Source organism: Pseudoalteromonas sp., assembly GCF_041613455.1.
Lineage (GTDB): Bacteria > Pseudomonadota > Gammaproteobacteria > Enterobacterales > Alteromonadaceae > Pseudoalteromonas.
Window position 1 is genome coordinate 20,633 of the sequence record NZ_JBFJHD010000003.1, and the last position, 24,195, is coordinate 44,827.

25 protein-coding genes are annotated in these 24,195 nt (G+C 46.7%); 3 read left to right on the plus strand and 22 right to left on the minus strand.

What is annotated here, in order from left to right; genetic code table 11:
• Position 1 precedes the first annotated feature (1 nt).
• The 9 genes from pilV to murJ all read right to left on the minus strand — a co-directional run bounded on the left by pilV (position 2) and on the right by murJ (position 9,745).
• Positions 2-562 carry a type IV pilus modification protein PilV gene (gene pilV / locus ABYB02_RS00585; protein WP_372759990.1) on the minus strand — a complete coding sequence of 187 codons (561 nt, stop codon included), beginning with the start codon at positions 560-562 and terminating at the stop codon, positions 2-4.
• A 135-nt stretch (positions 563-697) separates the two neighbouring features.
• Positions 698-1,396: a LytR/AlgR family response regulator transcription factor gene (locus ABYB02_RS00590; protein ID WP_372759992.1), complete on the minus strand. Its 699-nt coding sequence runs from the start codon at positions 1,394-1,396 to the stop codon at positions 698-700.
• Positions 1,393-2,424 (minus strand): sensor histidine kinase, encoded by a 1,032-nt coding sequence (locus tag ABYB02_RS00595; protein ID WP_372759994.1) that lies wholly within the window; start codon positions 2,422-2,424, stop codon positions 1,393-1,395. The genes ABYB02_RS00590 and ABYB02_RS00595 overlap by 4 nt, the downstream gene beginning before the upstream one ends.
• A 33-nt stretch (positions 2,425-2,457) precedes the next feature.
• Positions 2,458-3,387, minus strand: coding sequence for a 4-hydroxy-3-methylbut-2-enyl diphosphate reductase (gene ispH / locus ABYB02_RS00600; RefSeq protein WP_372759996.1), 930 nt, complete (start codon positions 3,385-3,387; stop codon positions 2,458-2,460).
• Positions 3,387-3,827 carry an FKBP-type peptidyl-prolyl cis-trans isomerase gene (gene fkpB, locus ABYB02_RS00605; protein ID WP_372759998.1) on the minus strand — a complete coding sequence of 147 codons (441 nt, stop codon included), beginning with the start codon at positions 3,825-3,827 and terminating at the stop codon, positions 3,387-3,389. The genes ispH and fkpB overlap by 1 nt, the downstream gene beginning before the upstream one ends.
• Complete coding sequence (lspA, locus tag ABYB02_RS00610) at positions 3,824-4,324, minus strand: signal peptidase II (protein ID WP_372760000.1); 501 nt, start codon at positions 4,322-4,324, stop codon at positions 3,824-3,826. Before lspA ends, fkpB begins: the two co-directional genes overlap by 4 nt.
• Positions 4,325-4,334: 10 nt before the next feature.
• Complete coding sequence (ileS, locus tag ABYB02_RS00615; RefSeq protein ID WP_372760002.1) at positions 4,335-7,163, minus strand: isoleucine--tRNA ligase; 2,829 nt, start codon at positions 7,161-7,163, stop codon at positions 4,335-4,337.
• Between the two features lie 18 nt (positions 7,164-7,181).
• Positions 7,182-8,120, minus strand: coding sequence for a bifunctional riboflavin kinase/FAD synthetase (gene ribF, locus ABYB02_RS00620; RefSeq protein ID WP_372760004.1), 939 nt, complete (start codon positions 8,118-8,120; stop codon positions 7,182-7,184).
• 86 nt (positions 8,121-8,206) lie between these two features.
• A complete protein-coding gene (gene murJ, locus ABYB02_RS00625; protein WP_372760058.1) occupies positions 8,207-9,745 on the minus strand; it encodes a murein biosynthesis integral membrane protein MurJ in 1,539 nt (512 codons plus the stop codon).
• A 295-nt stretch (positions 9,746-10,040) separates the two neighbouring features.
• Here murJ and rpsT point away from each other — a divergent pair, with 295 nt between their 5' ends.
• Positions 10,041-10,301, plus strand: a complete 261-nt coding sequence (rpsT, locus tag ABYB02_RS00630; RefSeq protein ID WP_008114420.1) for a 30S ribosomal protein S20 — start codon at positions 10,041-10,043, stop codon at positions 10,299-10,301.
• Between the two features lie 77 nt (positions 10,302-10,378).
• Here the strand turns inward: rpsT and ABYB02_RS00635 are convergent, their stop codons facing one another.
• The gene (locus tag ABYB02_RS00635) at positions 10,379-10,762 is read right to left on the minus strand and encodes a response regulator (RefSeq protein ID WP_372760007.1); all 384 of its coding nucleotides are present in this window, start codon (positions 10,760-10,762) and stop codon (positions 10,379-10,381) included.
• 109 nt (positions 10,763-10,871) lie between these two features.
• Between ABYB02_RS00635 and ABYB02_RS00640 the strand changes: the two genes are divergently transcribed.
• Entirely contained in the window at positions 10,872-11,321 is a 450-nt protein-coding gene (locus ABYB02_RS00640; protein WP_372760009.1) for a hypothetical protein, read from the plus strand.
• Between the two features lie 100 nt (positions 11,322-11,421).
• A complete protein-coding gene (locus ABYB02_RS00645; RefSeq protein ID WP_372760011.1) occupies positions 11,422-11,667 on the plus strand; it encodes a hypothetical protein in 246 nt (81 codons plus the stop codon).
• Between the two features lie 211 nt (positions 11,668-11,878).
• Here the strand turns inward: ABYB02_RS00645 and ABYB02_RS00650 are convergent, their stop codons facing one another.
• The 12 genes from ABYB02_RS00650 to ABYB02_RS00705 all read right to left on the minus strand — a co-directional run bounded on the left by ABYB02_RS00650 (position 11,879) and on the right by ABYB02_RS00705 (position 24,195).
• Positions 11,879-13,447 (minus strand): amidase, encoded by a 1,569-nt coding sequence (locus ABYB02_RS00650; RefSeq protein ID WP_372760013.1) that lies wholly within the window; start codon positions 13,445-13,447, stop codon positions 11,879-11,881.
• On the minus strand, positions 13,447-14,328 hold the full coding sequence (locus ABYB02_RS00655; protein WP_372760015.1) for an SDR family oxidoreductase: 882 nt from the start codon (positions 14,326-14,328) through the stop codon (positions 13,447-13,449). The genes ABYB02_RS00650 and ABYB02_RS00655 overlap by 1 nt, the downstream gene beginning before the upstream one ends.
• 14 nt (positions 14,329-14,342) lie before the next feature.
• On the minus strand, positions 14,343-15,494 hold the full coding sequence (locus ABYB02_RS00660) for an acetyl-CoA C-acetyltransferase (protein ID WP_372760017.1): 1,152 nt from the start codon (positions 15,492-15,494) through the stop codon (positions 14,343-14,345).
• Positions 15,491-16,555 carry an acyl-CoA dehydrogenase family protein gene (locus ABYB02_RS00665; RefSeq protein ID WP_372760019.1) on the minus strand — a complete coding sequence of 355 codons (1,065 nt, stop codon included), beginning with the start codon at positions 16,553-16,555 and terminating at the stop codon, positions 15,491-15,493. The genes ABYB02_RS00660 and ABYB02_RS00665 overlap by 4 nt, the downstream gene beginning before the upstream one ends.
• An 11-nt stretch (positions 16,556-16,566) precedes the next feature.
• Positions 16,567-17,730 carry an acyl-CoA dehydrogenase family protein gene (locus tag ABYB02_RS00670; RefSeq protein WP_372760021.1) on the minus strand — a complete coding sequence of 388 codons (1,164 nt, stop codon included), beginning with the start codon at positions 17,728-17,730 and terminating at the stop codon, positions 16,567-16,569.
• A gap of 8 nt (positions 17,731-17,738) precedes the next feature.
• Positions 17,739-18,491: an enoyl-CoA hydratase family protein gene (locus ABYB02_RS00675; RefSeq protein ID WP_372760023.1), complete on the minus strand. Its 753-nt coding sequence runs from the start codon at positions 18,489-18,491 to the stop codon at positions 17,739-17,741.
• Positions 18,492-18,494: 3 nt separating this feature from the next.
• The gene (locus ABYB02_RS00680) at positions 18,495-19,610 is read right to left on the minus strand and encodes an NAD(P)H-dependent flavin oxidoreductase (protein ID WP_372760025.1); all 1,116 of its coding nucleotides are present in this window, start codon (positions 19,608-19,610) and stop codon (positions 18,495-18,497) included.
• Between the two features lie 2 nt (positions 19,611-19,612).
• Positions 19,613-20,482 (minus strand): enoyl-CoA hydratase, encoded by an 870-nt coding sequence (locus tag ABYB02_RS00685; RefSeq protein ID WP_372760027.1) that lies wholly within the window; start codon positions 20,480-20,482, stop codon positions 19,613-19,615.
• Positions 20,482-21,288, minus strand: coding sequence for a CoA-transferase subunit beta (locus ABYB02_RS00690; RefSeq protein WP_372760029.1), 807 nt, complete (start codon positions 21,286-21,288; stop codon positions 20,482-20,484). Before ABYB02_RS00690 ends, ABYB02_RS00685 begins: the two co-directional genes overlap by 1 nt.
• 14 nt (positions 21,289-21,302) lie before the next feature.
• Complete coding sequence (locus tag ABYB02_RS00695; RefSeq protein ID WP_372760031.1) at positions 21,303-22,178, minus strand: CoA transferase subunit A; 876 nt, start codon at positions 22,176-22,178, stop codon at positions 21,303-21,305.
• On the minus strand, positions 22,178-23,068 hold the full coding sequence (locus ABYB02_RS00700) for a VOC family protein (protein ID WP_372760033.1): 891 nt from the start codon (positions 23,066-23,068) through the stop codon (positions 22,178-22,180). The genes ABYB02_RS00695 and ABYB02_RS00700 overlap by 1 nt, the downstream gene beginning before the upstream one ends.
• Before the next feature lie 191 nt (positions 23,069-23,259).
• On the minus strand, positions 23,260-24,195 hold the full coding sequence (locus ABYB02_RS00705) for an OB-fold domain-containing protein (protein WP_372760035.1): 936 nt from the start codon (positions 24,193-24,195) through the stop codon (positions 23,260-23,262).

Here is a 24,195-nt window from a genome sequence, read left to right on the forward strand (position 1 = left end):
GTTAGCTCCTAACATAAATAAAACTTGTTAATGCCACTAAGCGACGCTTTTTGTCAGCGCTACCACAATTAATATTTTTGGTGGCATCATTGGCAGTAAATTCTTGACGTCCTTGCCACGATACCACCACATCAATATTAAACGCTTTGCCGCCAGAGCCTGCAACGGCGCGAGGCTTTATACACACAGTCGCCCCATCCAATGCGCCGGTATTTTCTCGCGCGCGTATGGCGCGTTTCCATTGCTCTAAATCCAGAGCGGCAATTTGCGCTGCGCTGCAAGCGCCCGAAAAGCACGTAACCGATGAATTTGTTGCGGTTTCGCTGGTAAATTCTTGCTCATATAGCGTCACTAGCTGGGGAGTGTCGTTAGCACGTATACGCTGAATAATATCATTGCCCAGTGCCACCGCAGCAGCGCGTTGCATAGCGTCAAAACTGGCTTGTTTAGCTTTTGCTTGCAGTGCAACCGCACCTAATAAGCCAAAGCTAAGGATGATAAACGCTATCAAAACTTCGATTAAGGTGAAGCCACTGTGCGCTTGATTGGGGGATGAATGCATAATAAAGCCACATAAATAAAACTATCTTATGGTAAGTGTATGCCGTCATAATAAAGATGCAAACAACACTAGGACGAACGGTTACTTTTGTTGATAAACGGTTAATAAGCGACTGTTTAGCTCTTAACTAAACAATTACAGTGCCATTTTAACTGTTTTAAGTTCACGACGACTCACCGCTAACTGTTCGCCGCAGTGCATTAGCTCAACGCTATGACTGCCGTTCGCTTGCGTGTGTAACGCCACCAGCTGATGTTTGTTTATTAAGGTATTACGATGAATACGTAATAACTGGGTAGGGTATAAAGCTTCCAACTGTTTAAGGCTTTGCTCAATCAGCGCTGTGCCGCCTTTGAACACCATTTTGGTGTATTTTTCCTCAGCACTAAAGTAATACACGCTTTCTAAATCAATTGTTTTTAATGTACCAGCAAGTTGATAGCTTATTTTTGTAAGTTGCTGCTTTTGCAACTGCACTTTGTTTAAACGCCCTATTTGCGCCAGTACTTTTTGTAAATTTGCTGCCGATACCGGTTTTACTAAATACCCTGCAGCATTTAACTGCAGTGCCTCAAGCGCATGCTCGGGGTGGGCGGTAACAAAGATAATCGCCGGTGCTATGGGTAATTTGTTGAGCTCGCTTGCCACCTCTAAACCACTAATACCTGGCATATCGACATCTAAAAACACTAAATCGGGGAGGCTTTTGTTTACTAAAGCGAGCGCTTCAGTGGCGTTACTTGCTTCGCTATGCAGTGGCCAATTTTGCTCAATTAACAAGCGCCTTAATCGCGTGCGCGCTAAGGGTTCATCATCCACAATGAGTATATTCATCTGTCATCTTGCCGCTGTTTTGGGATCACCACTTTTACTCTATGCACTGCATTTTTTGTGGTAATGCTGAGCTGGGCTTTATTCGCATAATAAATATTTAACCGCTGCCTAATATTTTCCAGTGCCATGCCGTTGTTTGGTCGTGTTTTAGCGCTTGTGACTGCGATTGGATTAGCAACAATGATGGTTAAATACCCTGTTGAAACATGAAGCTCCACCTTAATATGAGCACCTGCTATGCTTGGCTCTACGCCATGGCAGACAGCATTTTCGATTAAAGGTTGTAACGTTAAACACGGAATATTAAGCGTAGGGAGTTCGCTAGGAATGTGCCAGTCTACTTTTAAACGCTCGCCAAAGCGCCATGTTTCAAGTGCTATATATTGTTTGCTCAGGGTAATTTCATCTTCAAGCGGCACACTTTTACCCGAGCGCATCGCAGCTTGCGACAGCGCCGCAAGCGCTAAAATAGCCTGCTCTGCCGCATCGGCATCGTGGTGCGTCAGCTCTGCAGCGGTATTTAAGCTGTTATACAAAAAGTGCGGGCGAATGCGCGCCTGTAATGCATCTAGCTCGGCATGGGCTAAAGCTTTGGTTTGTTGTTTTTTTTCATAGTGAATTAGCAAAAACTGCACAAATAATGCGCTGAGCAAAAATATAATTAACGCATTACGCAGCACAAAAAACCACAGTTGTTGGTTATTTTTTATATCAAATGCAAAATAAGAAAAAAGTAAGCTAAACAAGCAGCTACTAAAAATATAACTGGAAAAAAAACATCCCAGTTGCACGGCAGGTGTGCGGGTGTGTAAAAAGTCACGAAACAAATATAAAATGGAAGTGCCGAATAACACGATTAAGTGTAAAAATAAGCTAATGATACCGAGCCGCAACCAACTATCGCCGCTAACATGCGGAGCAAACGCTAACACGATGGCAATAACTTGTGCAACCACTAACGAGGCAAGCACACCGCGCTCATTAAAAAGGGCCGAAAAAAGCAATTTATCTATTTCCTTATTGCTCATTTCGACCCTCCTTATTAATCTAGTATTTTTAGATTAACGCAGCTCGATAGGAACCGCAAATACAATATTTTCTTCTTTTCCAGGGTTTTCAACAACCTGCTTACCGCCCAGCGCTTTTAAGCGGGCAATCACTTGTTGTACCAACACTTCAGGTGCAGAAGCGCCGGCAGTGACACCCACACTCTTTACCTCTGTAAACCACGACTCTTGTAGGCTAGTCGCGTCATCGATTAAATAGGCAGTGGTGCCCATTTTACCGGCAAGTTCACGTAACCGGTTAGAGTTAGAGCTGTTTTTAGCGCCTACCACTAACAACACATCCACTTTATCGGCTAGGTTGCGTACCGCGTCTTGACGGTTTTGTGTTGCATAGCAAATATCATCTTTACGTGGACCATCGATTGCTGGAAACTTAGCACGCAGCGCATCTATCACATCGGCTGTGTCGTCTACCGACAATGTGGTTTGGCTACAATAAAACAAGTTATCTGCATTTTTTACCTGTAAGGCCGCCACGTCTGCTACGGTCTCTACTAAGTAAATACCGCCATCAGCATTACCGTATTGGCCCATGGTGCCCTCTACTTCAGGGTGTCCTTGGTGGCCAATTAAAATACACTCTATGCCTTTACGACTCGCACGGGTGACTTCCATATGCACTTTCGTTACGAGCGGGCAAGTTGCATCAAATACTTTTAAGTCGCGACGCTTTGCCTCAGAGCGCACCGCTTGCGATACCCCATGAGCACTAAAAATAACAATGCTATCGTCGGGTATTTGATCAAGCTCTTCAACAAAAACCGCGCCGCGCTTTTTTAAGCCATCCACCACGTAACGGTTATGTACCACCTCATGGCGAACGTAAATTGGCTTTTCAAAAATATCTAACGCGCGTTCTACAATACTAATTGCACGGTCAACACCTGCACAAAAGCCACGTGGATTGGCAAGTAATATATCCATTAGCCTTGCACCTCAATAATATCAACTTCAAACGTTAAACGCTGACCCGCCAGAGGGTGATTAAAGTCGATAGTAACCGACTCACCTTGCACTTCGCGCACTAAGCCCGGCAACTCGGTACCGTCAGGTTGCGTAAAGGCGATAATGGCGCCAACTTGAGCCGGTGTTTCTGCACCAAACTTACTGCGTTCAACATAATAAATGTTATCGGGATTTGGTTGACCAAAAGCGTCTTCAGGCTCTAACTCAAATGTTTTGCTCTCGCCAGCCGTTAAGCCTAATAGGCACTTTTCGAAGTTCGCCGTTAAGCTACCATCGCCCATTACCAACTTAGCAGGCTTGTTATGCACCTTAGTAGAGTCGGCCGCAGAGCCATCGGCTAATTTAATAGAAAAATGAAAAATAACCTGCGAGTTTTCACCAATTACTGCTTGGCTCATGCTTTATGCTCCTTCGGACTTTCGCCTGTAAAGGCATCAAATAATAATAGTGCGGCACCAATGCAAATTGCGCAGTCGGCAATATTAAATACCGGAAAATGTGAGTTTTTATAAAATACGTGAATAAAGTCAATTACATAACCATAAGCAATACGGTCATATAAGTTACCAATTGCCCCAGCGAGTACCAAAGAGTAAGCACCACATAATAGCTTATTAGAGGCGGGTAGGCGTTTTAGCCACCATACCAATAATGCACTAATGGCAATAGCAATAGCACTTAAAAACCAGCGTTGCCAGCCCCCCGCTTCGCTTAAAAAGCTATACGCGGCACCGTAGTTATGCACGTAGGTAATACTAAAAACAGGCAGTAAATTAATCGACTCTTGGTAAGCCATGGTATTTACGACCAGTGTTTTACTGGCAAAGTCTACCGCTACCAGCAGTAGACTTAACCAAAGCCACACTAAGCCACTTTTTTGGGCTAGTTTGCTCACTCATTAACTCCTAAGCAAATTGGCGTTGTTCGCCTTCGCCATCCACGTTACTTACACAACGACCACAAATATCTGGGTGCGTTGGCTCAACCCCTACATCTTCGCTGTAGTGCCAACAACGCTCACATTTAGCTGCATCTGTTGCCGCTACCGTAATGTATAGCCCGTCAATTTCGGTGCTTTGTGTATCGCTTGGTTGGCTGTCAACCGCAGTGACGTTAACCGCTGAGGTTAAAAATACAAAACGCAGTTCGTCGCCCAGCGCCGTTAATTTAGTTGCAAGCGCAGTGTTGGCATATAAATTAACCGTGGCTTGCAAGGTGGCACCAATCACTTCTTCTTTACGTGCCGCTTCTAATAAACGGTTTACTTCGTCGCGCACCGTTAATATTTCTAACCAATCATCGTTACTAAATTGATTGTTAGTAGGTGCTTGCAAACCTTCGTACCACGTTGATGTAAATACATAATCATCGCGCTCGCCCGGTAATGCTTGCCAAATTTCTTGGGCGGTAAAGCTCATAATTGGCGCCATCCAACGGGTCATGGCTTCTGCAATATGATACAACGCCGTTTGACACGAACGACGGGCATGGCTGTCGCTTTTCGCGGTGTATTGACGGTCTTTTATTACGTCTAAGTAGAACGAACCAAGCTCCACGGTACAGAAGTTCATTAGCTTTTGCGTCACTAATAGCATTTGGTAGCTATCGTAAGCGGCTAAAATTTCTGTTTGTAATTGTGCTGCACGACCCACAATCCACTTATCAAGCTCAACCATGTCGTTAACAGCCACTTGATCGGTTTTTGGATCAAAGCCATTTAGGTTCGCCAGTAAGTAACGGCTGGTATTACGAATGCGGCGGTAACGATCGGCAGAACGTTTAAATATTTCATCCGATACCGTCATTTCTGCGGTGTAATCGGTAGAGGCAACCCATAAACGTAAAATGTCAGCACCGAGTTTATTCATCACGTTTTGCGGTGAAATAACATTACCTAATGACTTAGACATTTTGCGACCGTTTTCGTCAACGGTAAAACCATGCGTTAATACTTGCTTGTAAGGGGCGTGGCCGTTAATTGCCACCGATGTCATCATTGACGACATAAACCAACCACGGTGCTGATCCGAGCCTTCTAAGTATAAATCGGCCGGGCCAACTAAGTCTTCACGTGCATCAACCACACAGGCATGCGATACACCCGAGTCAAACCATACATCTAACGTGTCTTGCACTTTCATGTATTGCTTAGCGTCTTGTTCACCCAGCAGTGTTGCAGGTTCTAAATCGTACCACGCTTGAATACCTGATTCTTCCACCAGCTGCGCGGCTTGCTCAATTAGCTGTTGCGTATTTGGGTGAAGCGCACCGGTGTCTTTATCAACAAACAAAGCAATCGGTACACCCCAGGTACGTTGGCGTGAAATACACCAATCCGGACGCCCTTCAACCATATTAGCAATGCGGTTTTCGCCCCACTCTGGAATCCACTGGGTGTTTTTAATTTCGCTTAATGAATCTTGACGTAAACTAGCCTGATCCATGCTCACAAACCACTGCGGAGTGGCACGGAAAATAATCGGCGTTTTATGGCGCCAACAATGCGGGTAGCTGTGTGTTAATGCATGGTGATGCATTAACGCATCACGCTCTTTCAATACCTCAACAATGCTCGCATTGGCTTTAAATACATGCTGGCCGGCAAATAGCTCGGTGTCTGGTAAGTACACGCCGTTGGCCCCCACTGGATTGGCTACTTCAAGTTTGTACTCAAGGCCTGCCACGAAATCTTCTTGACCATGACCCGGCGCGGTATGTACAACCCCAGTACCTGAGTCTGTGGTTACGTGCTCTGCCACAATAACCGGCACAGTAAAATCATAAAATGGGTGTGCAACCTGTAAGTTTTCAAGCGCAGCGCCTGTTACATAACCTAATACGTGATAATGATTAAAGCCATAACGGTCCATGGCATCTTTAACCAGCTCAGAACCTAAAATTAAGCGTTGTTGCTTCCCTTCGTCATCCACTTGTACCAATGCGTATTCTAATTCAGCATGCACCGCAACCGCACGGTTAGCCGGTAACGTCCACGGAGTTGTGGTCCAAATAACAGTAGCCACTTGGCCTGTGCCTTCATGCCCTGCAGCTAAATCAAAGGCGTTAATTACTGCGGCTTGATCATCAAAAACAAAGCGTACATCAATAGCGGGCGACTGCTTATCTTGGTATTCAACTTCAGCCTCGGCTAATGCAGAACCACAATCGGTACACCAGTGCACGGGCTTAGCGCCTTTATGTAAGTGACCTTTTTCTATGATACGGCCCAATACACGAATGGCATTGGCTTCAAAATCAAAGTTCATGGTTAAGTAGGGCTTATCCCAATCGGCAAATACACCTAAGCGCTTAAAGTCAACTTTTTGACCTTCAACTTGCTTTTTCGCATAAGCACGGCACTTTTCACGAAATTCACTTGCGGTGACTTTCACTCCTGGCTTGCCTACTTTTTTCTCAACCATTAACTCAATTGGTAAACCGTGACAATCCCACCCCGGCACATAGGGCGCATCGAAGTCAGATAAGGTTTTAGACTTAACAATAATGTCTTTTAGTATTTTATTTACTGAATGGCCTAAATGGATATCGCCGTTTGCATACGGAGGACCGTCATGCAAAATAAAGGTCTTTTTACCCTTTTTAGCACTGCGAATTTGACCGTATAGGTCGTCTTCATACCATGCTTTTAGCATTTTTGGTTCACGTTGTGCCAAATTGCCACGCATTGGAAACGGTGTTTCCGGTAAGTTCAAAGTATGTTTATAGTCGCTCATTAATCCTACATTCCGTATCTATCGGCTACCTAAATTTAAACCAAAACACTGCTTAGCGGCGGCAACATCGGTTGCTATTTGCGCCGTTAATTGTGTTAATGTCTCGAATTTTTTCTCGTCGCGGAGTTTTTTAATCAACTCCACATGCATAAATTGTCCATAAATGTCGTCTGCAAAATCAAAAAGATGAACTTCTAATAATGCTCGCGTTCCATTAAAGGTGGGTTTATTACCAATATTGGCAACCCCATAAACTTGCTTTCCGGCTATGGTTGCTTGCACCGCAAACACCCCATTTACCGGACAAACTTGGCGTTTCAGCGCTATATTTGCCGTTCTAAACCCCAGTTCGCGGCCGCGTTTCCAGCCATGTATTACTCGCCCTGAAATGGCATAATCGTGGCCAAGCATCAGCTTCGCACTACTTAAGTCACCCGCGGCAAGCGCTTCACGAATTAACGTGCTGCTCACTCTAGCATTTAAGCGGCGAAAACTCGCGGTGCTTTTAACATCCATGTGCGCTTGTTTACCCATGGTCACCAGTAACTCAAAGTTACCTTGGCGCTGTTTACCAAATCTAAAATCATCGCCGACCGTTAACGCTTTAACACCCAGCTTTTTAATTAAAATATCACTGACAAATTGCTCGGCATGCATGTTGGCAAATTGCTGATTAAAGCTAATGCAAATCACTCTTTCTATGCCTAACTCGCTCAGTAACAGCAGTTTGTCTCGCAAACGCGTTAACCGTGCTGGGGCATTGTTTTTTGCAAAAAATTCCTGCGGCTGAGGCTCAAACAGCATCACCGTACTCGGTAAATTATGCGCTTTAGCATCAGCCAGTAAGCCTTTTAATACCGCAGCATGACCTAAGTGAACACCATCAAAATTACCAATAGTTAACACACAACCAGAATGTTGTGGGCGAATATTGTGTATACCTCTAATAAGCTCCATGCCGCCGAATGCCTTTTTATAGCGAGTTATTAATTAACAACTTTATCTAAATTGAAGTTGCAGAATTGCCGATTATAATCTTTTTTTTAATTTGATTCAGTAATTGCTACACTTTTTATCGTATTTAGTCGCACCCCCATCAAAAACAGCGCGCTAAAGTAACTCACCACGGCAACCATGAGTAATACCAGCAGTAATATCACTTGCTCACTAAAGTGCCACGTTGCCCAGTTATAATGTTGGCTAGTGAGCCACACCAGCCCCCCCATAACGCCACTGGCGACAATACATTTAGCGGTAAAGCGCAAACTCATCGAGGAAAATTGATACACTTGCTCTTTTTTAAGCTGTCGGTAAAGCAACAACGCATTACAACTTGCCGACAACGACGTCGCCAGTGCCAAGCCTAAATAACCAATAAACGGCGCCAACATAATATTAAACACCATATTTAGCACTAAGGTCATAATGCCAATACGCACCGGTGTTTTGGTATCTTGACGGGCATAAAACCCCGGGGCTAATATTTTTATCAGCATAAAGCTCACTAACCCGACCGAGTACGCCATAACGCCTAAACTCACCGCTTTTACATGGTCAATGCCCGCTTCTTTAAACGCCCCATGATCAAATAATACCGTAATAATCAGTGGGCTAATAATCATTAACCCCACCATCGCCGGCATACCTAAAAAGATAACAAAGCGTACCCCCCAATCTAAGGTGTGCTGAAAATCACTGCTGTTGTTACTACTGTGTAATTTTGACAACGTCGGTAAAATAACCGTGGCAATACCTATACCAAATAGCCCTAGTGGAAACTCGATTAAGCGGTCTGAGTAATACAGCCACGCGATGGAGCCGGTCATCAATAAAGACGCAATCACGGTATCGAGCAATAAGTTAATTTGGCTTATAGACACCCCAAATAAGGCCGGTAGCATTAGTTTTCGTACTTTTTTAACATTTTCGTCTTGCCACGCCCAACGGGGCCGCGCCAACATCTTCGCGCGATACAAAAACGGCAATTGAAATAATAGCTGCACCACACCACCAACAAACACGCCAATGGCTAAGGCATACGCGCCCACCGAAAACTGATCATGTAACAAAATAGCGCAACTAATAATGGCTACATTTAATAATACCGGGGTAAACGCGGCCACCGCAAAGCGGTTATACACATTCATTACCGCCCCGCTCAGCGCCACTAAACTAACAAAAAACAAATACGGAAAGGTTAATTTTAACAAGGCACTGGCCAGTTCAAATTTTTCTGCATCAGGCCCGCCTTGCCACCAATCGATAAACCAACCGGTGCCAAACAGCGCGGCAATGACCGGCGATGCAACCACCCCTATTAGTGTCACAATGAGTAAAATGGTGCCTAAGGTGCCTGCCGCTTGCGCGACAAATATTCTTACTTTGTCGTCGCCCTGTTGCTGTTTTATTTCACTTAATACCGGCACAAATGCCTGTGCAAAAGCCCCTTCGGCAAACAAGCGACGTAAAAAGTTGGGAATTCGATTGGCAAACAAAAATACATCAGCTGCTGCACCGGCACCTAATAAATTTGCCACCACGGCGTCACGAACTAATCCTAATATTCGTGAAATCATAGTCATGGCGCTTACTATCATTCCCGAACGAAATAAACCTTTCGACACTATAAATCCATACTTAAAGCTGCTCAATTAACTAATTATGCCATAGTCTTTTTTAGAAATCGCTTTAAAGCACTAGGCTGGAACCGCGGGCTTTGTTACAATGTGGATATTAACTGCTAAAGCGGCAAATTGATGTTCGTTATAAGGAGCAGTTTTTCTTGAATTGTTAAAATTAAATTGACATTCATGATAAAAACAGGCATATTCCACGGCCTTTAATTTAAGCTTTATTTAAGATTGTTAGGAGCAAACCTTGGCTAACATCAAGTCTGCAAAAAAACGCGCTATCACAAGCGAAAAAAACCGTCAGCATAACGCAAGTCGTCGTTCAATGATGCGTACATACTTCAAAAAAGTAATCGTAGCTATTGAAGCTGGCGATAAAGAAGCTGCACAGCAAGCTTTCTCTGTTGCTACACCTATCCTAGACCGTTACGCAACTAAGGGTCTAATCCACAAAAACAAAGCTGCTCGTCATAAGAGCCGTTTAGCTGCTAAAATTAAAGCGCTATAATTTGTTTTTGCAAGAATCTAAAAAACCGGCTTTGGCCGGTTTTTTTTTCGTTAAAATTTGGCTCTGCTACGCCGTATTCACACCGTTTCTAGTTCGGGGTAAAACTTTTTCAACATTGAGGCTATTTTTTTAGGAGAAAATGGTTTTACCACAAAGCCTTTGGCGCCTTTATCTATCGCTTCTTTAACATTTTCCACCGCCGAGTGGGCTGACACCATCACCACCTTAGTATCTGGGTTTAGCTGGTTAATTTGTGCAATTAACTCTTTACCATCGCCATCGGGTAACTCAATATCTAAAAAGATCATGTTATAATCTGCAGCGCGGCATTCATTAATACACTGCGCGGCTGTCGAGGCTTCTTTAACGTTCTCAATGCCTAAATGCATTAAGGTTTGGCTTAAGAAACTACGCACGGTACTAACATCATCAACGATTAAAATGGCAAGTTGCGTATGCATGGGTGATCCTTCTGGGCTAAAAGCAGTGTTTACAATATGCTATCATTTGCTTTAAATACAATTATTTACTTATTATAGAGAGCTAAGCCAAAAAGGCCAGATTTGCTTTATGTCGAAAACTACAAAAAAACAGTCATTACTCGGTAAAACACCACAACAAGCCAAAGCAAGGTCGCATACACAGCGTCCTCGCCCCACTCGCCAGCCAAATAATAACCATAAGGCCGCACCGGCTGCTGCTAATCAACCCGCGACCGCACAGTCAAAACGCGGTGTTTTAATTGCATCATTACTGCTGTTATTGTTGTTAATTTCATTTCCTAAACCCACTCTGCTCACCTATAAAAAATTAGATATGGTGAGCGAAAGTATTTTTTGGCCAGGGCTATTCGGTTATGGCACCACTTTAGTCGACTCAAACTTACGCCCTAAACTCGACAAGCAGCGTAAAGCGCTTTATTTATGTATTGATGCGAACAATCTAAAGAGCTGTCAAAAATATCAAATAGTGGCAGATAATGGTTTGTTTTCTGCAATAAAAGCCTTCTTTATTCATTAAAAAAACTAATCTGAAAATTTAAAATTACTTGGTTGAAAGGTGTGCAAAAGATCAACATAATGGCGCTCCTTTTTTCAACAACTGAACTATTGAAACGACCATGCTAAACGAGCTAGATTGGCTTTTAAACACGATATTACTTGCACTAGGTTTAGGTGCTTTCTTTATTAACCAACTTACATTACTGCGTATTGCCGCGGTGAGTGCGTGTGGTTTGTTATTTTTATCATTTAGCTTAGATCTGATGTCGTCGAGTATTATTTCAAATATGAGTTTGGTGTTGATCAATACTTTTTACTTGTTCAAAGTGTACACTTTTGGACAATTTAGTGTTACCCGACACTAACTACTTCCCCTTAGAATATTTTATAGCCCAGCATTGCTGGGCTTTTTTTTGCCTAGTATTTAATAACTCAGCTGAATGCCGCTATTGCTAAGGTATTAGCATAGTTAACCGCGACTGAATTAACGCCGCATAGTTGCTACTTTTACAACTAAAAAAGAGCCTAGTTGGCTCTTTTGTGGTTTGCTGCTTAGCAGCGCTCTATTTTTGTGCCTTAGCTTAATATAGGTGGCCTATTATCGGCCCACGGCGCGGCTTGCTCTAATTGCGCAGCCAGCGTAAGTAATTGCGCCTCACTGCCATACGCACCGGCAAACTGCACACCTATTGGCAAACCATTGTCATTCCAATGCAGTGGCACCGACATGGCGGGTAACCCTGTCATATTAAATAATGCCGCAATGGGGGATGCTTTTAGTACCTGCTGGACAAAGGCATCGTAGGGTTGATTTAAACTAAGCTCACCTATTTTTGGCGGCGGCGCTGTGGTTACTGGCGCTAAAATAACGTCGTAGTCGTTAAAAAACATATCAAAGGCTTGCCCGCCCTGATCAAACGCACTGCGCGCTGCGAGCATTTGCTGTGCAGTAAACCCTTTAGCCCGCTGTAAGTGCCCCCACACAATGGCTTCAAACTCATCTTCACGTGCCGCACGTCCGAGTTTTAATTCTCTGGCTTGTACCGCGTTCAGCATGCCACTTGACGTGGCAATCCCCATACCAGCAAACATTTGCTCCAGTGGCAGTGTTGGCTGTGCTTGCTCAACAATGTGCCCTAAGCTAGTCAGCAGTTTAATGGTTTTATTTAGCGCATCTTTACAGTCTTGATGTAACGGGTAGCCAAATGGGTGGCTGTCCATTAACGCAATTTTAAGGCGCTTGGGCTGTGCATTTACTGCAGCTAACATATCATCGTTAGCTAGCGTCACCCGCGAGCCTGGCTCAGCCCCTTGACTCAGTTGCAACAGTAATGCCGAGTCACGCACACTGCGTGTTAAGGCATGATGAACAGATAACCCCATAGAGCTTTCTAAGTTCGTGGGACCAGAGGCTACTCGGCCACGGCTGGGTTTAAGTCCAAATAGCCCGCAATGCGCGGCAGGTATACGAATCGAGCCGCCACCATCACTACCATGAGCGGCGGGTAATATCCTCGCCGCCACCGCCACCGCAGAGCCTGCCGATGAGCCGCCACTGCTATAACCCGTATTCCATGGGTTGAGCGTGTCGCCATGTAAGCTCGACTCCCCGGTAGGCGTTTGACCAAACTCAGGGCTGGTAAGCTTGGCCATAATGTTCAGCCCTGCGGCTTGATAGCGATTGACTAAGGTTGAATTTTCAGCCACTCGATTATCTTTAAAAAAACGGCAACCATTAGTGGTAATAGTACCGGCCATAGTTACGCCTAAATCTTTAAGCGCAAACGGCACGCCTAACAGCGGCGCGCGGGCCATTTTAGCTGTTCGCTGTGCAGTGCTTAATTGGTTTAACTTTTGTGCCTGCTCGCGTGCTTGCTGAAAATGATTAACGGCTATCATATTAAGCGCAGCATGGGCTTCAAACCGTGCAATTGCACTGTCGGTTAATTCTAATGGGCTTACATCGCCTTGGCGCAATAAATTCGCCATGGTCGACATATCCCAATTGTCATAGTCGTCTTGCCTCGGCTTAGCGGTTGCTGCAGCCGAAGCCTGACTTGAAAGCGATAAACCTAGCATAGACATGCTACCTAGTGCGCCACATGCTTGTATAAGTCGTCGTCTCGCTAAATTTACCTGCGTCATTACTTGCTACCCCATACCTTTTGTGGTGCTACCGCTTGGGCATTTAATTGCTCAATCACGCCGGCAATTTCATCAACATTTAAGCGGGCGCCTTTATCAATCGTGGGGCCGGTGCGCCAGCCATCACATAATGAAATACGTCCGCCTTGCGTTTCAAATATTTGTCCGGTGACGGCGCTTGATGCTTCACTGCCTAACCATACAACTAAAGGGGCAACATTTTCCGGTGCCCAAGCATCAAAGCTATCGTCTTGGGGTTTTTTCACCACATCTGGCATCGCCGATTCGGTCATTGCGGTACGCGCTGCCGGTGCCAATGCATTTACGGTGATCCCGTAACGGGCTAACTCCGTCGCTTGCACTAATGTTAGTGCAGCCACGCCGCCTTTCGCAGCCGAGTAATTAGCCTGCCCTACCGAGCCTTGCAAACCGGCACCAGAACTGGTGTTAATAATACGCGCCGCGACGGGGTTGCCCGCTTTGGCCTGATCGCGCCAACGGCGGCTTAAAATATTGGCTAAACAAAAGTGCCCTTTTAAGTGCACTCGCATCACCATATCCCAACCCTCTTCATTCGAATTAACAAACATACCATCGCGTAATACGCCGGCATTGTTCACCAATACATGCACTTCACCAAAGGCAGCAATCGCGTCATCTACTATCTGCTGCGCCGTGGCAGTGGTGGTAATGTCACTGCAATTAGCAATCGCATTACCGCCCGCGGTAACAATTTCATCAACCACTGCTGTTGCGGCATCAAGGCGAATGTCGTTCACTACCACATTGGCACCTGCTGCTGCAAAGGCCAATGCATAAGCTCGGCCTAAGCCGCCACCACTGCCGGTAATAATCACTGTACGTTGTTGGCAAATAGCCATAGCTTTCTCCTTAATTATAATCGTTCAATGATGGTGACATTGGCTAAGCCGCCGCCTTCACACATGGTTTGTAGGCCATAACGCCCGCCTGTCCGCTCTAATTCATGGAGTAATCCGGTCATTAAGCGCACCCCAGTCGCTCCCAGCGGATGCCCTAACGCAATGGCACCACCATTAACGTTGGTTTTTTCATGGCTGTAACCGGTTTCTTTTAGCCACGCCATGACCACAGAGGCAAACGCTTCATTAATTTCGACCAAATCAATATCATCAAGTGTTAGATTGGCTTTTTTTAATGCCGCAATAGTAGCTGGAATGGGCGCTCTAAGGTGCCAAATAGGATCATCTCCTAATACGCTTACATGATGAATGCGCGCACGTGGCGTGAGGTTGTATTTTTTTAACGCGCGCTCAGACACAATCAGCATCGCTGCTGATGCATCGCACACCGAGCTCGACACCGCAGCAGTAATGCTTGGAAAAGTAGGGTCTACTGGCTCCAGCTCTGCCATTTTAGCCAAATTGCTTTCTCTGGGCGTTTCATCGGCAGTTAACCCTGCAACCGCCACAATTTCGCGATCAAAGCGTCCCTCGGCGGCCGCCGCTAATGCACGGCGGTGGCTTTCTAACGCAAACACTTCCATATCGGCACGGCTTATGCCCCAATGATCGGCAATGCGTTGCGCCGCATAAAACTGATTAACCGGCGCATCGCCAAAGCGCGCATGCCATAGTTTACTCTCGGCAAACGGGGTACTAAAACCCAGCGGCTGCCCGGCAAGCATGGCTGACGAAATAGGAATTTGTGTCATGGTTTGCACACCGCCTACCGCAATCACATCTTGCGTGCCGCTCATAATCGCTTGCGCTGCAAAGTGCACTGCTTGTTGCGATGAGCCACATTGCCGATCAACCGTGGTGCCCGGCACATTCATTGCTAACCCCGCCGCTAACCAGCTGGTGCGAGCAATGTTTCCCGCTTGCGAGCCAATTGTATCGACACAGCCAAAAATGACATCATCGTAATCTGCTGCGGGAATGTTATTGCGCTCAACTAACGGCTTTAATACCGCCGCCCCTAGGTCGATGGCATGCATATGGGCCAAGCCGCCTTTACGCCGGCCTGTTGGAGTACGTAATGCATCTACAATATAAGCATGAGTCATAATGCGCCCTCAAATGTTTTAGCAGGGGCTAGATCAACATCAGAATTAAGTACATAATCTTGCACTCTGGCGCGGTGAAAAATGCTATCCCCCCAACTATTATTCAGTGCCCAACTGCGCTTCATAAACATTTGTAAGTCCACTTCCCAGGTATACCCCATCGCACCATGAATTTGAATCCCATGGCGCGCTGCCAGTGCTGCCGCTTCACTACAAAAGTTACGTGCTTGAGACACATGCACATCCGCCAACGGGTGGTTGTTTTCCAGCGAACACGCCGCGCGATACAATACCGGTTTGGCAATTTCAATTTTTCCAGCCACATCGGCTAAGTGATGTTTTACAGCCTGAAAGCTACCAATGGCTTTGCCAAACTGCTTACGCTGCACACTATAATCAACGGTTAAATCGAGCATCCGCTGCGCTAAGCCGAGTAATTGTCCAGCTACCGATAGCGCGCCACGATTAAGCGCGTCATGCCAAATTTTTTCACCCGCAGCACCGTTGGCAATACAGGTGTCGGCGCTAGGTTGCCAAGTGACTTGCGATAACCGGCGCGACGCATCAATACTTAAGTTAACCACGTTATCCACTTGCTCACGCGGCACTAAATGCACTTCATCGCCGTGCTGCATTAATAATACCTGCGCCAAATGCGCATCCGACACCAGCTCACTGCACGAATGACCAATGGCTAAGCGCAGCTCACCGGCACAGATTTTAGCTAAGTAATCGGCTTTGCACGCCACACTATCATCAAGCGCCGAAAATACGCCACTGCCGACATAAGCCGTATCGGCAAGGGAGTCGGGAATAGCGTAGTAACCTAGCTCTTGCGTCATTAATGACCACGCTATGTCGCCCATGCCCAAGCCACCAAATTGCTCAGGCACCGATAACGCCGTGAGTCCTTGCTCTGCCATTTTATTGCGTAACTCGGGAGAGCGACCCGCGTCGGTTTCCCATATTTCGCGTAATGCTTCCGGTGCCGCCTCAGTCATTAAAAAGCGGCTGATAGCTTCACGAAACATTAATTGATCTTCTGTAAAGGTAAAATCCATAGTGTCACTCACTATCTAGGTAGGCCAAGCACACGCTCAGCAACAATATTGCGTTGAATTTCATTGGCGCCCGCATAAATTGGGCCCGCTTGAGAAAACAAAAAGCCGTTTAACCAATAGCCATGCTCTGCGGCAAGAGGCGCCGACGACAATAATTCGCCCGTTGCGCCCAAAATATCCATCGCCGTTTGATGAATAAGCAAATCCAGCTCAGACCAAAACACTTTATTAAGGCTTGATTCGGCGCCAATTTTATCGCCTCGGCTGATGCGTCCAACGGTGTTATACGCCGACAATGCATACGCTTCGGCATCCGCCCAACATTTAGCTACCGCAGCGCCAATGGCAGGATCGCGATCGGCCGCCGCTTTGTTATCACGGTATAGTTGCACCAATTTGCGCACCGGTTGTTGAAAACGCGCCGGCGAGCGCAGCAGTAATCCCCGCTCAAAGCCGGCAGTAGCCATGGCCACATGCCAGCCTTTGCCGTCTTCACCAATGCGATTTGCTACCGGAACTTTAACGTTATCAAAAAATATTTCGGCAAAGGCATCTTCACCATCAAGGGCTTTAATTGGGCGAATAGTGACGCCCTCTGCATCCAACGGCACCATTAAAAAAGACAAGCCGTGGTGGCGCTGTGATCCCGCTTCAGAGCGAAACAAACCAAACGCCCAATCAGCGTACGTCGCCCGCGTAGACCAGGTTTTTTGGCCATTAATAATGTAGTGGTCGCCACTCAACGTCGCTTTACTACTAATGTTAGCCATATCAGAGCCAGCATTGGGCTCAGACCACGCTTGCGCCCACATGTCTTCGCTGGATGCCATACGCGGTAGAAAATGGGCTTTTTGTTGCTGCGTACCAAATTCAAGTAACGTAGAGCCCAGTAATAGTTGCCCATTTTGGTTCACTCGACCCGGCGCACCGGCGCCGTAATATTCTTCTTCAAAAATAAGCCAATCAATTAAGTTACAACCGCGACCGCCATATTCTTTAGGCCACATCACCATAGATAATCCAGCTTGGTGTAACTTACGCTCCCACTGGCGGTGCAACTCAAAGCCTTCTTTGGTGTCGTAGGTGGGCAGTTTTTCTTGTGGCACATTGTCTGCCAGCCACTGGCGCACTTCCATACGGAAGCTTTGTTGTTCTGGGGTAAAAGTTAGTTTCATAGTCGGCCTCAAAAATTCGCGTCGCGCTTGTCGACAAACGCGCGGCGGGTTTCAGCAGAATCTGGGCTGGTATAGGCTTGTAGTGTAAACCCTTGCTCCCAACGGTATTTGGCTTCTAAATCACCATCCTCAATGCCATTCAAGCTTTCTTTGGCGATACGGATCATATCAGCGCTTTTAGCGGCAATTTTGCTAGCAATTTCCAGAGCGGCATCACGTAATTGTGCTTTTGGTACAATACGCTCAATAAAGCCGTATTTGTCGGCATCTTGCACCGTAATCGTGTCGCCAGTAAAAAACAGGTAACGTACTTTTTGCACCGGAAATAAGCGTTGTAAATGCGCGCCGCCGCCCATCGCACCGCGGTCTACTTCAGGTAATGCAAAGGTGGTGCATTCTGACGCCACCACAATATCGGCAGCGCCGGTAATGCCAATGCCACCACCGAGCACATAACCATGCAGGGCAACAATCACTGGAATGGGGCACAAATGCACCGCCTTGAAAGTTTCGTAATTACCGGCATTAACGCTGACAATACGCTCCGGGTATTGATCTAACTCTTTAATATCCACACCGGCGCAAAAACCACGCCCTTCTGCGCGAATAATTAATACCCGCGCAGCAAAGTCTTTACCAATGCTGTTAACAAGATCAGCGAGCGCTTGCCATTCCACACTGTCAAGTGCGTTAACCGGTGCTTTATTAATAATTATTTCGGCAATACCATTTTCGATATGGCTAGTAAATGCTGGGTTCATAGCTTAGGCCTCTTGTTCGACTGACCGGTTAGTCCGGCGCATTAACAGTTGCTCAAGGCAAGTATCTGCCTCGGCGATAATTTCGTTTATCAGCGTTTCAACGCTGGGTAAGGTGTCGATTACCGCCGCGACTTGGCCGCTGGGTAAAATACCTTCATCGGGTTTACCCTCAACCATGGATTTTTGAATTAACACTGGTTGATTAGCCGACATCACTAAGGTGGCAGCCGCTTTAGGATCTTCCCGTAAACCATTAATGAATACTTTGAGCATATGTAGCGATGTCATGCCGGTTTCTTGTTGCCACTGACGAGCACTTTTTAATGCCAGCCATAAGCGTTTCGTTCCACCCGCGCGCTCTAAGTCATCAATAAACGGCGTGTTGATCATGCGATGCCGCAGGCCATCTACCGCGGTAGAAATGCGAATATCGGCACTGTCTTGGGTATCCAAATAACGCTGCTGAGTAATTTTCGGTGTCGGTGCATCACTGGTCAGTAAAAAACGAGTACCCATTGCCATGCCTGCAGCGCCTGCGCCTAACACCGAAGCTAAGCCTCGCCCGCAGGAAAAACCACCCGCAGCAATCACCGGCACTGACACCGCATTTAATACTTGCGGTAACAAAATAGTACTCGGTACGCTGCCAGTATGACCGCCACCTTCACTGCCTTGAATGGTGATCATATCGGCGCCCATTGCCACCGCTTTTACCGCATGTTTTACCGCGCCCACGGTGGGAATACACAGTACCCCTGCCGCTTTCAGGCGGGCAATAGTGGCTTTATCAGGGCCGCGTCCGTAACTCACTGCACGTAATTTATAGGCAATGGCTAAATCCAGACATTGCTGCGCATTTTCTTGAAACATATGAAAATTAAGACCGAAATTGCTGGTTCCGGTCGCTGCAATAACTGTTTTTATCGCGCTTTCTACTTGTTCAGTGCTCATCGTCGCGCCCGCTAAAAAACCAAAACCGCCCGCGCGCGTTGTTGCTATAACCAGGTTTGCATCAGAGACCCAACCCATCGCCGTTTGAATAATCGGGTAACGACAGCCCAGTGCCTCTGTTAACGGCGTACTCCAACGGGTATCAGCCATATTGCTCTGTGTGCTCATGGTTAGTTTTCCTTGGCTGCTGATTTATTCGCGTTCGCCATCGCTTTAGCATCATAACCGCCTAACCGATCGCCTGAGATTGTTTCGTTATGCGCATGAGCAAAATGATGTAAGCCAAATGCCATATCCATGGTTGAGCGCTTACCCATTAAATCTTCGGCGTTATTAATCACTTGCTTGGTAAGTTGCAAACCCAGTCGTGGCATTTGTGCAATGCGATTTGCTAGTGTAAAGGTGGCTTCTTGTAAGTTTTCGCTCGGTACTACGCGGTTCACCATGCCCATTTGATAAGCACGGTCTGCCGACATGCGGTCGCCGGTAAATAAAAACTCTTTGGCAATACGCGGGTTAAGTTCATGCACATGGGCAAAGTATTCCACCCCAGGAATGCCCATGCGTACCACGGGATCCGAGAAAAACGCGTTGTCATCGGCAATAATTAAATCGCACACCCATGCCAGCATTAAGCCCCCCGCTACACAGGCACCTTGAACCATAGCGATGGTCGGCTTAGGTAAATCACGCCAGCGACGGCACATTCCTAGGTACACTTCATGTTCACGGGCGTACAAAAACTCGCCACCCGGCTTATTAGCGTGATCGTAAAAAAGCGTGGTGCGCTCAAAGCTTTTATCAACATCGCGCCCAGGGGTGCCGATGTCGTGGCCAGCAGAAAAGTGCTTGCCGTTACCAGCCAGTACAATCACTTTTACTTCGTCGTCGTTACACGCTAATTGCAACGCTTTATCTAATGCGTAGGTCATTTGCGAGTTTTGCGCGTTGTTATATTCTGGGCGATTCATGGTGACTACAGCCACCTGCTCACGCACTTCATATAACACCACGTCATCGATTGTTTGAACGTGACTCATTATGACTCCTCAGGGCGTACACCCGGTGGGTTGTCTTTTAGTTGCTTGGCGCGCAGGTTATGCGGATCTAATTTAGCAATTAACGCTAATTGCTCCGCGGTTGGCGCAGCGGTAGTTGGGGTGTGTTCCTCAACGTGAATTTCAAAGCCGGTTTTTTCAATCACTTCTTTTACGCTCACTCCAGGGTGCACGCTGACTAAGCGCAATTGATGCTCTGGCCCTTGCCAATCCATCACACAAATATCGGTGATCACTAAACGAATATCGACATCCGATAACTGATACCCTTTTGGCAAACGCGCTGGGTTGTAACCAATAGAACACACCACATCACATTCTTGCGCTACAAATACGCGCTTACTGTGATTGGGCACAAAAAACGAGTTGGCATGGCTAATCGAGTTACCCGGCAAACCACGCACCCCTAACATTTGAATTTTTGGCTTAGCGTATTCACCGCCGAGCGCTGAAATATTACATTGGCCGTACTGATCAATTTGTGTTGGCCCTATCATGGCATGGCGTTTACGGCTCCACACATTGTCAAAAATGCGGGAAAAACCCATCCACGTTTCGTTGCGCTGTACAAAGTCGTCAGCGCGCGGGCCAATGGGGTTAGGCTCACTTAGTAAGTAAGCTTCTGAGTCGGTCATCATTAAATCTGGGTTGTTGGTGCTCATTGAGACACTTGCCGCTAAACGCGGGATCACGCCAATGCCGGTGGCAAGTACTTCACCGTCGTTATCAAATGCGGTTGCTGCGGCACAAATCATTAATTCTGCCAAGCTGTATTGAGTTGCTGTCATGTTAATGTCCTGCCTTAGTAACGGGTGTTCGGGATTTGACGGATCGCCTCGATGCCGCCTAAATTAGCTTGGTACTCTTGCTCTGATTTATTGTTAATAAACTCAGCAAAGTAAGCACTAAAGCCGCCTTCTTTTGCGTATTTGTTATACTGCAGCAAGTGTTTATTATCGATGCCGTAAAACGGTGCACAGCTGGTAGGATGCGCACCACCGGGAACTTCACATACCGCGGTTGTTAAACTGCGCTCCCAAAATACCTTGTCTGCCGCGGTGCGATCATAAAAGTGCTCACTGCTCACCAGTTTGTCGCAGGTGATGTAGCTTTTATTTGCCGCGCGCACAATCCAATCGTCTAGGTAATGATCGGGGCCTGAGATCTGACACACACCACGCTCATCGGCATGATCAACATGCACCAGTGCCGCATCAAGTTTCAGTGCTGGCATGGCGACCCACTCTTTATCATCATAGGGGCTATCAATCACTTGAATATCGGGGTTATGGGTCAATACATCGGTGCCTAAGCCTACTTGCGTGGGAATATACGGGCAGCCCCATGCTGCAGCACGCAGACCCAGTAATAGCATGCCTTCATCGATTTCCATTAGCTCAAGCTCACCTTGCTCGCGCGCTTGACGAAAAAACGGTTCCAGTGGAATGAAATCCAGCGAGACAAACGCAAAGATCAGCTTTTTTACTTTACCGGCAGCACACAGCATGCCCACATCGGCACCGCCATAGGCGACGATGGTTAGATCTTTCAGATCTGATTTTAAAATTTCACGAATTAGCGCCATTGGTTTGCGACGCGGACCCCAGCCGCCAATACCAATAGTCATACCATCACGCAGCTCTGCCACCATCTGTGCGGTTGTTGTTGTTTTATTCATTATTTTTCTCCTACTGAGAAATCGTGGCCCCACAGGCTCACTCGGCTAAATTCAAAAGCGCAATGCTCTTCCCAGTTATCAACTTGCAAACCACCAAAGCCATACTCTAAATCGAAGCCCGATGGTGTTTTCATATAAAACGAGGTCATTTTGTCGTTCAGGTGCTGGCCTAAAGTGGCCGAAAGCTGTACTTGATGCTGCTGCTGTCTGTCGTGTGCGCGGCCCACTTCGGTCATGTTTTCCACTTCCACCATGGCATGCACACAGCCACTAGGGGCTGGAAACTCACAAATCGCTAAACTGTGATGCCGCGCGTTACCACAGTGCATAAAGTAAATGCGAATCGGGTCGGCCTCTGGTGCCGGTTTAAAATTAAATAAATCTGATAATGCAAACCCCAACACGTCGGTTAAAAACGCAAAGGTTTCGTCAAAATTTGGTGCTGGCAGCACGGTGTGGCCTAAGCCCATCTCACCGGTAACAAATGCAGGCACACCTTGAGGAGAAATAAACGGTTGGCAGTCAGACACATGACCCCAATACAGCTCGTGACGGTTACCCGCAGGGTCATTCACAATCAGTATGCTTTGAACGCGGCGCTGCGCGCATAACGCTGCTCCGGCTTCTTCAAAGGCAATGCCCTTATCGAGTAACGTTTGTTTCGCTTCGTTATAAGCCGCTGCGCCTGTCAGTTCCCAACCAGAGGCAAAATAGCGTTTGTCTGCACCGGGCTGCACTAACATGCGATATGGACGCTCATCCATTTTGATATAGAAGCCACCGTCGTCAGTTGGCGCCGTCATCATCCCTAATACTTGCTCTGCGTAGTGTTGCCACTCATGTGGCGCGTCAGTTTGTGCTACGAAATAACCTAAAGCGCGAATATCCATGAACCCTCTCTAACAAAATTGTGATTAGGTTCATTATTAGGGCAAATTACTATTGCTTCATCGTCCATTGAGACTAACCCTCAACACGAAAAAAAAGCATTAAATGTCATAAACTTAAATCTAAAAAACAAAAAGCCGCGGCACCCTAAAGGGGCGCAGCGGCGTGCTATTTTATACTCTGTTGATACGCGTTAGCGGTACAGAATCACCAAATCGTTGATCACACTCGGTTTGTCATTGCCAAGCACATGAATGTTCATTTCTAGGGTTAACTGCACCCCTTTATGTGACATGCTGATGTCTTTTACCTTACTGCGGCCATGAATGGTTGCACCTGCAGGCACCGGAGCTGGAAAGCGTAAGCGGTTTGAGCCATAGTTAACCATGGTATTAAAGCCTGTGATTTCAAACGGTAAGGCAATGGTTAAGCGCGACTGTAGCACTTGCACTAATGAACCATGGGCTATGGTGGTTTTAAACGGGCTCTGTGTTTTGGCACGCTCAGGATCGGTGTGTAGCCAATAATCATCCCCCGATAAATCGGCAAACGCGTTAATCAAGTCTTGATCAACCACCAGCTGATTACTCCAGTCGGTAAATTTATTATCGGCCAATGCATACAAGGCACTGAGGTTACTAAGCGGCACTTTAACTTGCCCTTTGTCGTTGCGCTCCAGTGCTTCAAGCGGATCGCAATAGTCACGTACGCCGCCGGCATTGTCGCATGAAGTAAATCGCAATAAGGTGTCGCCATCGCGAGTTACTTTGTCAAATACCGGTTTTACCGCCATGCCTATTTTAATGTCTTGCTCTGCAACATCGATAAGCGTGGTGTTAATGCGTACCCCTTGCGCCAGCTCAACCACCGCTAATGCTTGCGGCATTTCGTCACTAAATTCTGGCAACGTGGGAATGCGTGTCAGCGTGTATGAGTACAACGTGCCTTCACCACTCACTTGCTGCCATTGCAAGTCGTGCGCCAAGCAATGCGTACAGTGCTTGCGGGGAAAAAACACCCAGCCTTGGCACTGCTGGCACTGCTGAATTTTTAATTGATTGTCGTTAAGCGCCTGCCAAAATGGCGCTGAAATAGCTGTTGCTACTGGCATAGGTTTTAACGTTGCCAT

Coding starts and splice junctions, on each gene's coding strand:
- pilV (WP_372759990.1), bottom strand. CDS start 562: ATGCATTCATCCCCCAATCAAGCGCACAGTGGCTTCACCTTAATCGAA.
- ABYB02_RS00590 (WP_372759992.1), bottom strand. CDS start 1,396: ATGAATATACTCATTGTGGATGATGAACCCTTAGCGCGCACGCGATTA.
- ABYB02_RS00595 (WP_372759994.1), bottom strand. CDS start 2,424: ATGAGCAATAAGGAAATAGATAAATTGCTTTTTTCGGCCCTTTTTAAT.
- ispH (WP_372759996.1), bottom strand. CDS start 3,387: ATGGATATATTACTTGCCAATCCACGTGGCTTTTGTGCAGGTGTTGAC.
- fkpB (WP_372759998.1), bottom strand. CDS start 3,827: ATGAGCCAAGCAGTAATTGGTGAAAACTCGCAGGTTATTTTTCATTTT.
- ileS (WP_372760002.1), bottom strand. CDS start 7,163: ATGAGCGACTATAAACATACTTTGAACTTACCGGAAACACCGTTTCCA.
- ribF (WP_372760004.1), bottom strand. CDS start 8,120: ATGGAGCTTATTAGAGGTATACACAATATTCGCCCACAACATTCTGGT.
- murJ (WP_372760058.1), bottom strand. CDS start 9,745: ATGACTATGATTTCACGAATATTAGGATTAGTTCGTGACGCCGTGGTG.
- ABYB02_RS00635 (WP_372760007.1), bottom strand. CDS start 10,762: ATGCATACGCAACTTGCCATTTTAATCGTTGATGATGTTAGTACCGTG.
- ABYB02_RS00640 (WP_372760009.1), top strand. CDS start 10,872: ATGTCGAAAACTACAAAAAAACAGTCATTACTCGGTAAAACACCACAA.
- ABYB02_RS00645 (WP_372760011.1), top strand. CDS start 11,422: ATGCTAAACGAGCTAGATTGGCTTTTAAACACGATATTACTTGCACTA.
- ABYB02_RS00650 (WP_372760013.1), bottom strand. CDS start 13,447: ATGACGCAGGTAAATTTAGCGAGACGACGACTTATACAAGCATGTGGC.
- ABYB02_RS00655 (WP_372760015.1), bottom strand. CDS start 14,328: ATGGCTATTTGCCAACAACGTACAGTGATTATTACCGGCAGTGGTGGC.
- ABYB02_RS00660 (WP_372760017.1), bottom strand. CDS start 15,494: ATGACTCATGCTTATATTGTAGATGCATTACGTACTCCAACAGGCCGG.
- ABYB02_RS00665 (WP_372760019.1), bottom strand. CDS start 16,555: ATGGATTTTACCTTTACAGAAGATCAATTAATGTTTCGTGAAGCTATC.
- ABYB02_RS00670 (WP_372760021.1), bottom strand. CDS start 17,730: ATGAAACTAACTTTTACCCCAGAACAACAAAGCTTCCGTATGGAAGTG.
- ABYB02_RS00675 (WP_372760023.1), bottom strand. CDS start 18,491: ATGAACCCAGCATTTACTAGCCATATCGAAAATGGTATTGCCGAAATA.
- ABYB02_RS00680 (WP_372760025.1), bottom strand. CDS start 19,610: ATGAGCACACAGAGCAATATGGCTGATACCCGTTGGAGTACGCCGTTA.
- ABYB02_RS00685 (WP_372760027.1), bottom strand. CDS start 20,482: ATGAGTCACGTTCAAACAATCGATGACGTGGTGTTATATGAAGTGCGT.
- ABYB02_RS00690 (WP_372760029.1), bottom strand. CDS start 21,288: ATGACAGCAACTCAATACAGCTTGGCAGAATTAATGATTTGTGCCGCA.
- ABYB02_RS00695 (WP_372760031.1), bottom strand. CDS start 22,178: ATGAATAAAACAACAACAACCGCACAGATGGTGGCAGAGCTGCGTGAT.
- ABYB02_RS00700 (WP_372760033.1), bottom strand. CDS start 23,068: ATGGATATTCGCGCTTTAGGTTATTTCGTAGCACAAACTGACGCGCCA.
- ABYB02_RS00705 (WP_372760035.1), bottom strand. CDS start 24,195: ATGGCAACGTTAAAACCTATGCCAGTAGCAACAGCTATTTCAGCGCCA.